We start from the raw sequence: 13180 nt of genomic DNA on the forward strand, positions 1-13180 counted from the left end.
GAATATGGAGAATCTCATACTTATTGGAGGTGGTGGTCATGCAAAATCTTGCATCGATATTATTCGTTCTACCGCGCAATACAATATCTTGGGATATATCGATCTTACACCTTGTTTAGATGATAAATTCGGTATTCCATATTTGGGTAACGATGAAGTGATCCCCGATTATATACAAGGGAATCAATTTTTGATTTGTATTGGGCATACCCAATCGTCTGAAATCCGCCAAAAAATGTATCAGCACTTGAAGAATTTAGGTGCAAAATTGGCAACCATTGTTTCTCCCCATGCCCACATTTCTTCATACGCTTCTATTGGTGAAGGAAGTATAATCTTTCATGGAGTAAGCATTCAAGCAGATGCCCATATCGGCGTAAATTGCATCATTAATAATCACGCTTTAATCGAACATGAGAGTCGAATAGGTGACCATTCCCACATTTCTACGGGTAGCATTGTTAATGGAAATGTGCAGATTGGTCAAGGTGTTTTTGTTGGAAGTGGGGCGGTATTAAAACAGGGTATAGAGGTAGGTTCTTCCGCATTGATTGGAATGGGATCGATTGTGCTGAACCATGTGGCGGCCAATCAGGTAGTTTTTGGTAATCCGGCTAAATCAAGATAAATGAATCACACAATCATTATAGCAGAAGCAGGGGTTAATCACAATGGAAGTCTAGTTTTGGCAAAAAAACTGATCGATGCTGCTGTGGAGGCTGGGGTCGATTATGTAAAATTTCAAACCTTTAATGCCCATTTGTTGGTTAGTAAATCGGCACAAAAAGCCGACTATCAAAAAGTCAATGCTCAAAAAGAGGAATCTCAATTTGAGATGTTGAAGAAGTTGGAATTAAGTTGGGAAGATCATTTGGAACTGATTAACTATTGCCAAGCAAAGAATATTCAATTTTTTTCCACAGCTTTTGATTTAGCAAGTTTAGATTTATTAAGTGAATTAGGTTTTCAATTATATAAAATACCTTCCGGTGAAATCACGAATTTACCGTATTTGAGAAAAGTGGCAGAATTGGCAAAAGAAGTCATTTTTTCCACAGGTATGTGTACTTTAGAGGAAATTGAAGAGGCCATTCAGGTTTTGACAGCGGGTGGAATTTTACAAGAAAACATCACTGTTTTACATTGTAATACCGAATATCCTACCCCTATGAAGGATGTTCATTTATTGGCCATGAATGAAATTGGTAATAAATTTCAAGTGAAGGTTGGCTATTCGGATCATACATTAGGGATTGAAATTCCCATTGCGGCAGTCGCTTTAGGTGCCAAAGTTATCGAAAAGCATTTTACCTTGGATAGAAATATGGAGGGGCCAGACCACCAAGCGTCTTTAGAGCCTACCGAATTAAAAGCCATGGTTTCAGCCATTCGAAATATTGAATTAGCTTTAGGTTCTGGCATTAAAAAACCTTCGGATTCCGAGCTGAAAAACATATATATCGCTAGAAAAAGTATTCATTTAAAAAGAGATAAGAATAAGGGGGAAGTTCTAACAGAACATGATTTAGATATGTTAAGGCCGGGTAATGGAATTTCACCGATGCGGATGGATGAACTTATTGGGAAATTTTTTGCCAAAGATTTACTTGCAGGTCATCAATTAACTTTAGATGATCTTTTATGATGAAAATTCTTATACTAACTAGTTCTCGGGCCGATTTTGGTATTTATTTACCTCTGTTGCGAAAATTGGAAAAAGATTCATTTTTTCAATTTGAAATCGTTGCATTTGGAACGCATTTGTCGGAGGATCATGGATATACCCTTGATGATATCAAACGACATGGGTTTAAAGTGAATTATAAAATCGAAACGGCTCCAGATGGTGATTCTATTTTTGAGGTAACCCATTCAATGGGTTTAACAACCTTGTTGTTTACTGAATTTTGGGAAAAGAACCATAATAAATTCGATTTGGTTTTTTGTTTGGGAGACCGTTATGAAATGTATGCAGCCGTTTTGGCTGGAATTCCCTACCAGATTCCATTTGCGCATTTGCATGGAGGTGAAACTACTTTAGGAGCTATTGATAATATTTTTCGGCACTCGATTAGCCTAGCATCCAAATACCATTTTGCTGCCACATCATCTAACGTCAAACGTCTGAGTGGAATTTTGGGAACTGAAGAAGGCATTCATTGCGTGGGCGCCTTGAGCTTAGATAATATCAGGGATTTTGAAGTTTTTTCGATCCAAGAATTTAAAGACGAATTTGACATCGATTTGTCTAAAAAAACCATATTGTGCACAGTCCATCCAGAGACGGCTGGGACTAGTAATAATTACGAAAATTGTATTCAGTTGATTTTAGCCATTGAGCAATTAACGGATTACCAATTTTTAATTACCTTGCCTAATGCAGATATGCATAGCATGGAGATACGAAGGACTTTGCTTAGCCACTTTTCGTCTTTGCAACGAGTTAATATAGTTGAAAATTTAGGTTCCAGAGGTTATTTTTCAGCCATGCAACATTGTGTGATGTTACTGGGAAATACATCAAGCGGGATTATCGAAGCGGCTACTTTTGATAAATATGTGATTGATTTAGGGGATCGACAAAAAGGGCGAGAAGCGGGCGAAAATGTTTTTCATGTTCCTTTTAACTATGACCAAATTATCGCAAAAGTTCGTGAAATAAAAGCTATGCCTGTTTGGACAAATGGTAATATTTATGATCAAGGCGGTGCTGCTGATCGAATTATAGAAGTTTTGAAAGAGATTTAGGATGGAAACAAAGGAAGAATATAAGCGTTATTTGATTCAACATGAAGCATCTGTTCATACGGCACTTCAAATGTTGGATAAATTAGCCTCAGATGCTGTTTTGTTTGTGGTTGATAAAGAATGTACTTTGTTGGGTTCCATAACAGATGGTGATTTACGTAGAGGTTTCATCAAAGGATTGAGCTTAGAAAATCCTTTGAATGACTTTATTTTTACGAGTCCAAAATTCATCCGTGAAGGTGAAAATGCCATTGCACAAATTGTTGAATTTCGAAAGAAGGACATCATGATTGTGCCGGTTTTGGACGAAAAGCATCACGTTGTTCAGGTACTCAATTTGAAACATCATAAATCATTCTTGCCGATTGATGCCGTTATCATGGCTGGTGGAAGGGGAGAAAGATTGAAACCTTTAACAGATTCTACGCCCAAACCATTATTGCCCATTGCAAATAAACCAATCATAGAATATAATCTAGATCGTTTAAAGGATTTTGGTATTACCGATGTTTGGATAAGTGTTAACTATTTAGGGGATCAAATTAAAGACCGTTTTAAAGATGGTAGAGATAAATCCTTGAACCTGCAATATGTGGACGAATCGAAATTTTTGGGTACTGCAGGAGCATTATCGTTGATTCAAGGATTTTCGCATGACACCATTTTATTGATGAATTCTGATTTGTTAACGAATATAAATTTTGAGGAATTTTATTTGTTTTTTCAAGAGCAAGAGGCAGATTTAGCGGTCGCATGTATTTCTTACCAAGTAAATGTTCCTTATGCGGTGGTAGAAACAGAAAATTTTCAAATCAAAGGTTTTAAAGAAAAGCCCTCTTACACACATTTTACGAATGCCGGTATTTATTTGATGAAAAAAGAATGGGCTCAATCCATTCCTCAAGATCAATTCTTTAATGCGACCGATTTAATGCAACAGCTAATCGATGCAGGCAAAAAGGTGGTCTCCTTTCCTATGATGGGGTATTGGTTGGATATTGGAAAGCATGATGATTATTTAAAGGCGCAGGAGGATATTAAACATATTAAATTATGAAACCTTTAGTAGTTATACCCGCAAGGTCAGGAAGTAAAGGTGTTCCTTTGAAAAATATTAAATTATTGGGTTCTAAGCCATTGATTCATTATACCATAGAAGCTGCGAGAACCTTATTTTCGGATGATCAAATTCTTGTTTCGACGGACGGTGAAGAAATTAAACAAGTAGTTGAACAAACCGGATTGAAGATTCCTTTTTTACGTCCGGATCATTTGTCGCAAGATAATTCTGGAACCTATGAAGTATTGTTACATGCCATTGAATGGGTTGAATCTACGGGTTATTTTCCTGATTGTCTGATTTTATTACAAGCAACTTCTCCTTTTAGAAGTGGAAATCAGATACAAGAGGCCATGGACTTGTACGATGACTCCTTGGACATGGTTATATCTGTGAAAGAAACCAAATCGAATCCTTATTTTGTATTGATGGAGGAAAATGAGGAAGGTTTTTTGGAGAAGTCGAAAATAGGAAAATTTACTAGAAGACAAGATGCACCGGCCGTATTTGAATTAAATGGTGCTATTTATGTCATGAATGTACAATCTCTGAAAAATGGCCCCATTTCGTCATTTCAACGAATCAAAAAATATGTAATGGACGAACTAAGTTCACATGACATTGATACGGAATTGGATTGGTTAGTTGCCGAAACTATTTTACAAAAAAGATCATAGGTCAATATTATGACAAGCATTAAAAAGCAATCCTTGTTGAGTACGCTTTATTCCTATTTAGGAGTAGGCTTAGGATTGCTTACCCAAGGTTTTATATTACCCAATTATTTTGAAACCAATCAAATTGGTTTAATGGCGATTTTATTAAGTTGGATGTACCTGATTGCTCAATTTGCTAGTTTGGGTTTTAATCATGCAGGGACGAAATATTTTTCCTTTTTTAGAAACTCGAAGCCGAAAAACTTGGGCTATTTAAATTTGGGTATCAAAACTCAGACCCTAGGATTTTTGATTAGTCTATTATTGTTATGGGTATTTAAGGATCAAATTATTTCTAATCAAAGTATCCAAGATAAAGCCTTATTGGATCGATTTTTCCTGCTTATTTTTCCGATAACCTTGTCAACAATGTTGTTCAATTTATTTGATAATTATGCCAAAGGTTTGTCGAATACGGTAGCTGGAAATTTATATAGTCAGTTTTTTCAGCGACTATTTACCCTCCTTTCAGCCGCACTTTATGCCTTCAATTGGGTAGATTTTGATATGTTTATGTACATCTGGGTTTTGGGCTTAGCTTTACCCACGATCATGATGATTTATACGTCGTATCAATTGGGGAATATGACTTTTCAAGCCAATCCTGCCTTTTTTCAATCCACGATTAAGAAAGATTTTACCGTTTTTGCCGGTTTCAGCGTCCTTACAGGTTTATCTTCTATGATTATTTTACAGTTGGATAAAATAATGGTCAATTCCTATTTGGGTTTAAGCAGTACTGGAATTTACAGTACTTGTTTATTATTTGCCAGTGTGATGGGAATGGGTTATTTATCTGTTATTAAAGCTTCCTCAGCCGTTGTGATCAATGCCATGGATGAGAATGAATTGGGTATTGTATCGGTGATTTATAAGAAAAGTAGTGTGAATCTGTATGCTTTTGGATTGTTGACTTTGCTCTGTACTTGGATCAATATTGATCAATTATTTGGTTTAGTTAAGCCTGAATACGTGGTTGGAAAGACCGCTCTGATAATTATTGGATTTAGTAAACTTTTTGATTTATTGAACGGTATCAATGGATTAATTCTGTCTAATTCGAAATATTATAAACTAGATTCCTTATTAATTATCAGTTTTGTTTTAGTCCTTTTTCTTCTGAATAAATGGTTAATTCCTTTGTATGGCATCAATGGTGCAGCCTTTTCAGCATTGATTTCCGTGGTTTACTATAATCTTGCAAGGACCATTTTAATTTGGAAATATTTTCAATTGCATCCATTTGGTTGGGAGCAATTGATTTCAACCCTTATTTTTATGGGTATTTTATGGATAGGTTTCCAATTGCCCGATTTGGAATTGAAATTCTTGAGCATATGCTACAAATCTATCTTGGTAACTATGCTGTTTTCTTTGTTAATTTACCTATCAAAATCGGTACCTGATTTCAATTCATTTATTAATTTGGGAATTCAAAAACTGTCTAAATGGCTTTAATAATCATTACGTTTCTTGCTAAATCCTACGCTTCTTTTTTATCGATTTTGAAAGTATTGTTTCAAACGGATTTTTCATTGGAGAAATTACATTTGAACGAAGAAACTTGTTTGATTTTAGGGAATGGACCTTCTGTCAATGAAACCATTGAAAAACACTTAGAAAAGGCAAAAAACATGTTTACCATTTGTGTGAACCATTTTGGATCAACCGATAAATATGAGATTTTACAACCCAAGATGTATATGTTGTTGGATCCACTTTTTAAGGATCCCCATTATGAATTGGGACAAAAATTGATTCAACAAATTATACAAAAAACATCTTGGCCTTTAATAATCTATATGCCCCAAGATTTTAAAAAATCAACCCAGCTAATTCAACATTTAAGTAGTAATCCACATATTCAGGTTTATTTTTTCAATTATACCATTGTCAATGGCTTTGAGTCGCTAAACCAATTTTTATTTCACAAAGGATGGGGAATGATTCAATCGCAAAATATTTTGGTTTGCGCTATTTTTCAGGCTTTGCACATAGGTTTTAAAAATATAATGATCACCGGTGCGGATCATACTTGGCATGAAAATATGAAAGTATCGGATATTGATAATGCATTGATTCTAAATGATACGCATTTTTATGGGGCCAAAGACATAAACTTGAGTACTCGGTTTGCAAAGAAATCATTTGTCGAGTCACAATTAGCCCTTCAGTTTTTATCCTTGCACAAGGTATTTTTGGGTCATCAAAAAAATGCAGCTATCGCCAAAGAACGAGGTGTCAGGATAGTCAATATAAGCAATCATAGCAACATTGATGTGTACGAAAGAGGGAAGATTGATGGTTGATAAGGTAATAGGTAATAGATAAAAGGTAATAGGTAAAAGGTAAAAGGTAATAGGAAACTTTCACTAAACGACACTATCCCATAATCCATGGAAGTCGGGTTGAATAATCTTTGAGTCTTTTGTGTTAAAAACAAATCCCTTATTTCGCATTATTACCTTTTACCTTTTACCTATTACCTTAAAACTCCCATCGAGAACTTATAATAGGTATCAAAGGTAAAGCATACCGATAAGCATAATTTTTTATACCGGAATCGAATCGCTCTTCAATGACATTGTTCGTATTCAATATATTTTGAATATCAGCCCTTATGGACCATGCCAGTCCTTTTCGATTGATTTTATAGGCAATGGATAAATCAAACCGTTGAAAATTCGGGTATTGGGCTTCCATATTTTTACCCGATTGTAAAATTGTCGTATTTCTTTTAATGGATTCTGATAAATTAATCGGTGTATATCGATTACCTCCTCTCAATAAATATCGAATATTAATGGAAAATGTTTTTTGGTTTTTCAATTGAAAATCTTTTCCCACCAATATATTTCCGGCAAATACATTATTGAATTGGGTATTCCTCCAAATCCTGTCCTTGTTTTGATATTTTGAATCGAAAAGAGAGGCGGTTAATAAATAATAAACATCCTTGGCAAAAAATCGCTCTAGTGTTAATTCAACACCTTTATTGATACCATTGCCTACATTTTCCAATACTTGAGTAGGAATTCCTGAACTATAATTAAGCATTGAAAAAGTGCCATTCCGACTAGAATCCACGGGAACTTGTTGGATATCTTGCCAATAAGCTTCCAATTTTATCCGAGTATGATCCCCCAAAAGTTGGTCAAATGATAGTACTTGATGAAAAGCACGAGAAGGTAAAATGGATTTATTGGGCTGAAAATATATTCCTGTAGACGTATATTTTTTGTATAAATATACGGAAATAGGCTCTAACCGCGAATGCCAGCCTAGACCCAAAGCAAAACGGCCACCGCTATTATTTTGAACGGAAATGGCCATTCTAGGCTCCCAAGATTGCGCATTATTCAAACTAAATTGATAGGTGTGAATGCCCAATGTACTTTGAAGATGTGGTGTCCATTTTTGTATCAATTGAGCAAATTGTTGGGTATAATATGCACCATCTGAGTTTTGTAAATAATTCACTAACTTTTTTCCATCCCATCGATTTTCTCTAACATCAAATCCTAATCGACTTATTACAAGACCCATTTTCAAAGAGGTGATACTGGAAAATTTATGTAGATAATTGGAATTTAAGCGCCAATTCGGATATTGATAGGATTGATCCCGTGTGTTTTGCCATGCATTCGTGATGATTTCATATTTAGTCTGTTCAGCGGATTCTATGGTAAAAGCCAAATTGCTAGAAAAATGTCCATGTTTCATTGGTTTTTTATAGCCCAAACCAAACGCACCCATCAATCCCTTGCTGTAATCTTTGGAAGTCAGTTTTTCATCTTCTGTATCATTGGCACCCATGATACCCCATAAGCTTAGGGTACCTCCATTTTTCAAAGGTACTTCAAGGGTATAATTAAAATCTCGATAAGCAGGTTTGAAATTCCCGGAATTAATATTGATTAAGCCTGATTTTAACAATAATTCCAAAGTGGAATACCTGGCACCTGCCCGATAGGACCCACCTTTTTTGCCCAATGGACCCTCGGCAGCAAGGTCTAAACCCACCACGGACAATTGAGCCATCCATTCTCTTTTTTCATTATTTCCTCTCCGAAAACGCAAATCGAATACACCAGAGGAGGCATTTCCATATTCGGCTGGAAAGGCGCTGGTCATGAAGTCTGAATTTGCCAAGCTAGTCGAATTGATCATCGATATAATTCCACTCGTAGAACCTTGTCCATCTCCAAAATGGTTGGGATTAGGAATTTCAATTCCTTCCATTCGCCATAATAAACCTTTGGGTGAATTCCCTCGAATGATAATTTCATTATTTTGATCAGAACCCGCATTAGTGACACCCGCAAAATTAAGTGTCATTCGTGCTGGATCTTGAAATCCTCCCGCATAACGATTTGCTTCATTCAGTGAAAATTGACGAGTACTTACCAAAGCTGATTCGTTGAAAGATTGATCTTTTGATTTTTCTGCAATTATCTTCACTTCATTGAGAAAGACCGCTTTTTCTTCCAATTGAATATCTAAAATGGCCTCTTTCCCGCTGTTGATTTCCAATAATGGAATTTCAAAAGGCAGATAACCTAAACGGGTAAATTGCAATTGATAACGAGCGATGGGTGATTTTGGAAAGGAAAAACGACCTAATGAATCTGAATAAACTACTTTATTCCCCGGCACTAAGCGAACACTAACGTTAGATAATACTTGAAGCGTTTCTTTATCTGTAATCCGGCCACGAATGGTTTGGTAAAATTGCTGTGCATGCACCTCTTGTGAAATACCTAAGAATGCGATAACCCAACAAAAAAAAATTACCTTGGAAAGAAATGGAAATTTTCGTGACATACAAGAATTACGCTGAACGCAGCAATGCCAATATTAATAAAAAATAGATGCCAAATGAAATCTGTCTGTAGGAATAATGAAAGGTGTTGAATTTTAATTAGTCTAGCAAGGAGAAAAATGGCCGAATTTTATTTTTGTCAATTTTTTTCCCGTTCTTGCTCATCTAAAAAACAAAAATATGGCCAAAGGCATGAATTCCAAGAAGGCGGAAAAGAAAGAACCGACCAAAACTCCCAAAGAGAAAAAAGAAGAAAAGAGAGAAAAAAAGAAAGCAGGCTATCAATAGATGGCCTTTTCTTTTTAGCGATTTTCAAGTACTTTTGAGCGACATGAGCGCAATGAAACCGAAGGTGTTTTTTATCACCCCGCCTTTTACCCAATTAAATACGCCCTATCCAGCGACGGCCTATTTAAAGGGATTTTTGAATACCCAAGGTCTGGAATCTTATCAAGCAGACTTGGGATTGGAAGTTATCCTTCAGCTATTTTCAAAAGTAGGTCTTAAGCAATTATTTGAGCACATTGAAGCATCTGGGCAAAAATTGACTGACAATGGAGCACGAATGCTTCGACTAAAACAGTCCTATCTACGCACAATCGAACCCGTTATTTCCTTTCTGCATGATAAAAATCCAACACTTGCGCACATCATAGCCGAACAAAATTACCTACCAGAGGCATCCCGTTTTCAACAAGTAAGTGATTTGGAATGGGCCTTTGGTAGCATGGGTGTACGAGATAAAGCCAGGCATTTAGCTACATTGTACTTGGAAGACATTTCTGATTTAATCATAGAAGCAGTTGACCCTCATTTTGGTTTTAGTCGGTATGCGGAAAGGCTAGGTAGATCGGCCTCCAGTTTCCAAGATCTCAATCAGGCCTTGCATGCACCTTCCACTTATGTAGATGATATTTTAGTAGCATTATTAAAGACCAAAATTGAAAAAGAAATGCCGGATTTGGTTGCTATCACAGCACCCTTTCCAGGCAATTTATACAGTGCCTTGCGTTGTGGACAGTGGATCAAAAAACACCATCCTGGTATTAAAGTAGCATTTGGTGGAGGATATGCCAATACCGAATTACGCTCCCTGCAAGAATCCCGAGTATTTGAATTTGTGGATTTTATCACATTGGATGATGGGGAAACGCCCTTATTAAATTTGTTGGAATATTTAAGTGGAGACAGGGAATTAAAGGATCTTAAACGGACTTTTTGTTGCATCCATGGAACAGTCACCTATTTAAACGGATCTAAAGACCCTGATGTGAAGCAAAAGGATGTCGGGATTCCAGATTACTCCGATTTACCATTGGATAGCTACTTATCAGTCATTGAGATTGCAAATCCGATGCATCGATTGTGGAGTGATGGGCGCTGGAACAAATTGACGCTCGCACATGGTTGTTATTGGGGTAAATGTACGTTCTGCGATATTTCGTTGGACTACATCAAAAACTACGAATTCACCACAGCACCTATGCTAGTGGATCGCATAGAAGCGATGATTGAACAAACGGGCAATAATGGATTTCATTTTGTGGATGAGGCAGCGCCACCAGCTTTGATGCGTGATGTAGCATTGGAGATTATCCGAAGAGATTTGACGGTGGTTTGGTGGACGAATATTCGTTTTGAAAAAAGTTTTACCAAAGATTTATGCCAACTGTTGGTTCGCTCAGGCTGCATAGCGGTTTCGGGCGGATTGGAAGTTGCTTCGGATCGATTGTTGGAATTAATTGATAAGGGAGTCACGGTGGCCCAAGTGGCACAAGTGGCTGATCATTTTACGCAAGTAGGCATCTTGGTTCATGCTTATTTGATGTATGGATTTCCAACGCAGACCGCTCAGGAGACGGTGGATTCGCTTGAAGTAGTACGACAGCTGGTGGAGAATGGAGTCATGCATTCAGGTTTTTGGCATCAATTTGCTTTGACTGCGCATAGTCCGGTAGGCCTTAATCCAGATGCTTACCACATCCAAATTTTAAATCCTGAACCAGGAACATTTGCGAACAACGATTTAGAGCATGAGGATCCAAGAGGAACGGATCATGTTGCATTTAGTGAGGGGCTCAAGAAATCTTTATTCAATTACATGCATGGTATAGGATTGGACATGCCCTTGCAAGAATGGTTTGATTTCAAAATTCCGCGTACCCAAATTCCCAAAAACTACATTGCTCGTATATTAGCTGGCAAAGAAGAACAAATGCCTAAACCGAATGCGAAAATTTGTTGGATTGGACCGATTCCTAGCTTAGCCAAGGCTTCGCGCGGGAAAATGGTTTTACAAATGAGTACGAGTAGGGAAGATGAAAATTTACCGGTTCCTGAGAAATTAGGTGCTTGGATGGTGAAAATTCTGGAACAAATATCCGTAGGGCCACATAAAACATGGACCTTTGATGAATTCCAAAAAGCGTATACACAGTCCGGATTAGGCGATTTTAAGCTATTTTGGCAAGGGGAAATGGTACAGGAATTGAGGGAGATGGGATTGTTGGTGGTGTAGGAGGTAAGTAGAGTTTACCCTTGCGGTTGACTTAGGTAAGAGGTAAGTAGAGTTTACCCTTGCGGTTGACTTAGGTAAGAGGTATGTCCATGCCTGAAATAACATCTCATCTCATCATTCATTTAAGTTTCTTTTTTTATAAAAAAAGAAATACCCCAGAAATCAAATTACCCTATCAATTGCAATACGAAACCGAATGTTGAGAAAACTAATATCTTAATTTCGTCCACATTTTTAAGGGCTTATTCATGAATTTATTAATTAACCTACTAATTATATTGAATTTGAAATAATAAGGCAGAAGCATCCTAACATTAAATCTAAAATATTGATACTTATGGCGAAATAATTCTTCATTATTTAATGCAATATTTATGGCAAAATCCCCATTTGTATTAGTTTTCTCTTTGACATTCTCATCCCATGAAGACCACATCTTCAAAACATAAGGTGGTTGTGTTTTTATTTTTTTAACGAATGCTTTGGATTTTCCCAACATGCCACCATTATAACAAAGACCATGACTTTGTCCAAAAGCATCAGCATATAAAAATTGTGTATTATTCCAAAGATTGCTGAATTTCTTATCTGTCTTATAAATTTTTTTAAAGCATTCGTCCATCCAAAAATATGAATAATTCGTATCATTCTCTTCAATAAACCTATTGCATTCATCAGTCCATCTTTCTATGATATATGACTTTTCCACTGATATGATGAACCAACTTGCTGGTCCATATAACCCACACATTTTTGCTCCATGACCATGATACATCCAAGTCCCCGACCTTAATATCTCATCTGTAATCCATGAATCTAAAGGTTGAAAACATAGAAGTGTTGCATCTACCCAAACACCTCCAAAATTATTTAATATATTCAATCGAATAATATCACTTTTTGCTTGAACCTTAATATTCTTGTTAAGAATTAAACTTTTTTGTTCAGGCAAATAATTTCCTATGTTGTCTAATGTCAATACTGTTATATCCCAGGTGGGATTGTGCTTTGTCCAAGTTTCAAATACGATAGAAGTCAAATTGGGAAAATAAGTTTGTCCCTTATCCCAAAACATCCAGATTCTCTTATTTAATGACTTCATTTTTTTAAAGTAAAATTACTGTAATCGTTAAACTGAATAGGACTTTTCCTAAATGAGTGTTTGATCTTTGTTTTAATTTACCTATTCTTTTGTTTCTGTGCAATCTTTGGCTGTTTTGATAATCACTTAGATCAATCTCCTTTGTATTAAAATTTCCCTTAAAATTCGGTTTCTTTCTCGAAAATCATCTCTTTAAACCCAATTTAGGCGCCAG

The 13180-nt window shown here is 36.3% G+C and carries 10 protein-coding genes; 8 read left to right on the plus strand and 2 right to left on the minus strand.

Annotation, left to right across the window (positions count from 1 at the left end):
- Positions 1-4: 4 nt before the first annotated feature.
- Genes V7S76_RS01080 through V7S76_RS01110 form a run of 7 tightly spaced genes read left to right on the plus strand, consistent with a single transcriptional unit; the run spans position 5 to position 6833 of the window.
- Positions 5-628 (plus strand): acetyltransferase, encoded by a 624-nt coding sequence (locus V7S76_RS01080; protein WP_459508152.1) that lies wholly within the window; start codon positions 5-7, stop codon positions 626-628.
- A complete protein-coding gene (gene neuB, locus V7S76_RS01085; RefSeq protein WP_459508153.1) occupies positions 629-1645 on the plus strand; it encodes an N-acetylneuraminate synthase in 1017 nt (338 codons plus the stop codon).
- On the plus strand, positions 1642-2748 hold the full coding sequence (gene neuC, locus V7S76_RS01090; RefSeq protein WP_459508155.1) for a UDP-N-acetylglucosamine 2-epimerase: 1107 nt from the start codon (positions 1642-1644) through the stop codon (positions 2746-2748). Before neuB ends, neuC begins: the two co-directional genes overlap by 4 nt.
- 1 nt (position 2749) lies before the next feature.
- Positions 2750-3805 carry a nucleotidyltransferase family protein gene (locus V7S76_RS01095; RefSeq protein WP_459508156.1) on the plus strand — a complete coding sequence of 352 codons (1056 nt, stop codon included), beginning with the start codon at positions 2750-2752 and terminating at the stop codon, positions 3803-3805.
- Positions 3802-4485, plus strand: a complete 684-nt coding sequence (locus tag V7S76_RS01100; protein WP_459508157.1) for an acylneuraminate cytidylyltransferase family protein — start codon at positions 3802-3804, stop codon at positions 4483-4485. The genes V7S76_RS01095 and V7S76_RS01100 overlap by 4 nt, the downstream gene beginning before the upstream one ends.
- Before the next feature lie 9 nt (positions 4486-4494).
- The gene (locus V7S76_RS01105; RefSeq protein WP_459508158.1) at positions 4495-5982 is read left to right on the plus strand and encodes a lipopolysaccharide biosynthesis protein; all 1488 of its coding nucleotides are present in this window, start codon (positions 4495-4497) and stop codon (positions 5980-5982) included.
- Entirely contained in the window at positions 5973-6833 is an 861-nt protein-coding gene (locus V7S76_RS01110; protein WP_459508159.1) for a hypothetical protein, read from the plus strand. The genes V7S76_RS01105 and V7S76_RS01110 overlap by 10 nt, the downstream gene beginning before the upstream one ends.
- A 178-nt stretch (positions 6834-7011) precedes the next feature.
- Here the strand turns inward: V7S76_RS01110 and V7S76_RS01115 are convergent, their stop codons facing one another.
- On the minus strand, positions 7012-9348 hold the full coding sequence (locus tag V7S76_RS01115; protein ID WP_459508160.1) for a carboxypeptidase regulatory-like domain-containing protein: 2337 nt from the start codon (positions 9346-9348) through the stop codon (positions 7012-7014).
- A 338-nt stretch (positions 9349-9686) separates the two neighbouring features.
- Between V7S76_RS01115 and V7S76_RS01120 the strand changes: the two genes are divergently transcribed.
- On the plus strand, positions 9687-11864 hold the full coding sequence (locus tag V7S76_RS01120; RefSeq protein ID WP_459508599.1) for a B12-binding domain-containing radical SAM protein: 2178 nt from the start codon (positions 9687-9689) through the stop codon (positions 11862-11864).
- 208 nt (positions 11865-12072) lie between these two features.
- Here the strand turns inward: V7S76_RS01120 and V7S76_RS01125 are convergent, their stop codons facing one another.
- Positions 12073-12966, minus strand: a complete 894-nt coding sequence (locus tag V7S76_RS01125) for a capsular polysaccharide synthesis protein (protein ID WP_459508161.1) — start codon at positions 12964-12966, stop codon at positions 12073-12075.
- Positions 12967-13180: the final 214 nt, after the last annotated feature.

It is taken from the genome of Aquirufa sp. ROCK2-A2, from assembly GCF_054558485.1.

What these genes read in the sequence shown, in the direction of transcription:
- V7S76_RS01080 (WP_459508152.1), top strand. Translation starts at nt 5, where the DNA reads ATGGAGAATCTCATACTTATTGGAGGTGGTGGTCATGCAAAATCTTGC.
- neuB (WP_459508153.1), top strand. Translation starts at nt 629, where the DNA reads ATGAATCACACAATCATTATAGCAGAAGCAGGGGTTAATCACAATGGA.
- neuC (WP_459508155.1), top strand. Translation starts at nt 1,642, where the DNA reads ATGATGAAAATTCTTATACTAACTAGTTCTCGGGCCGATTTTGGTATT.
- V7S76_RS01095 (WP_459508156.1), top strand. Translation starts at nt 2,750, where the DNA reads ATGGAAACAAAGGAAGAATATAAGCGTTATTTGATTCAACATGAAGCA.
- V7S76_RS01100 (WP_459508157.1), top strand. Translation starts at nt 3,802, where the DNA reads ATGAAACCTTTAGTAGTTATACCCGCAAGGTCAGGAAGTAAAGGTGTT.
- V7S76_RS01105 (WP_459508158.1), top strand. Translation starts at nt 4,495, where the DNA reads ATGACAAGCATTAAAAAGCAATCCTTGTTGAGTACGCTTTATTCCTAT.
- V7S76_RS01110 (WP_459508159.1), top strand. Translation starts at nt 5,973, where the DNA reads ATGGCTTTAATAATCATTACGTTTCTTGCTAAATCCTACGCTTCTTTT.
- V7S76_RS01115 (WP_459508160.1), bottom strand. Translation starts at nt 9,348, where the DNA reads ATGTCACGAAAATTTCCATTTCTTTCCAAGGTAATTTTTTTTTGTTGG.
- V7S76_RS01120 (WP_459508599.1), top strand. Translation starts at nt 9,687, where the DNA reads ATGAAACCGAAGGTGTTTTTTATCACCCCGCCTTTTACCCAATTAAAT.
- V7S76_RS01125 (WP_459508161.1), bottom strand. Translation starts at nt 12,966, where the DNA reads ATGAAGTCATTAAATAAGAGAATCTGGATGTTTTGGGATAAGGGACAA.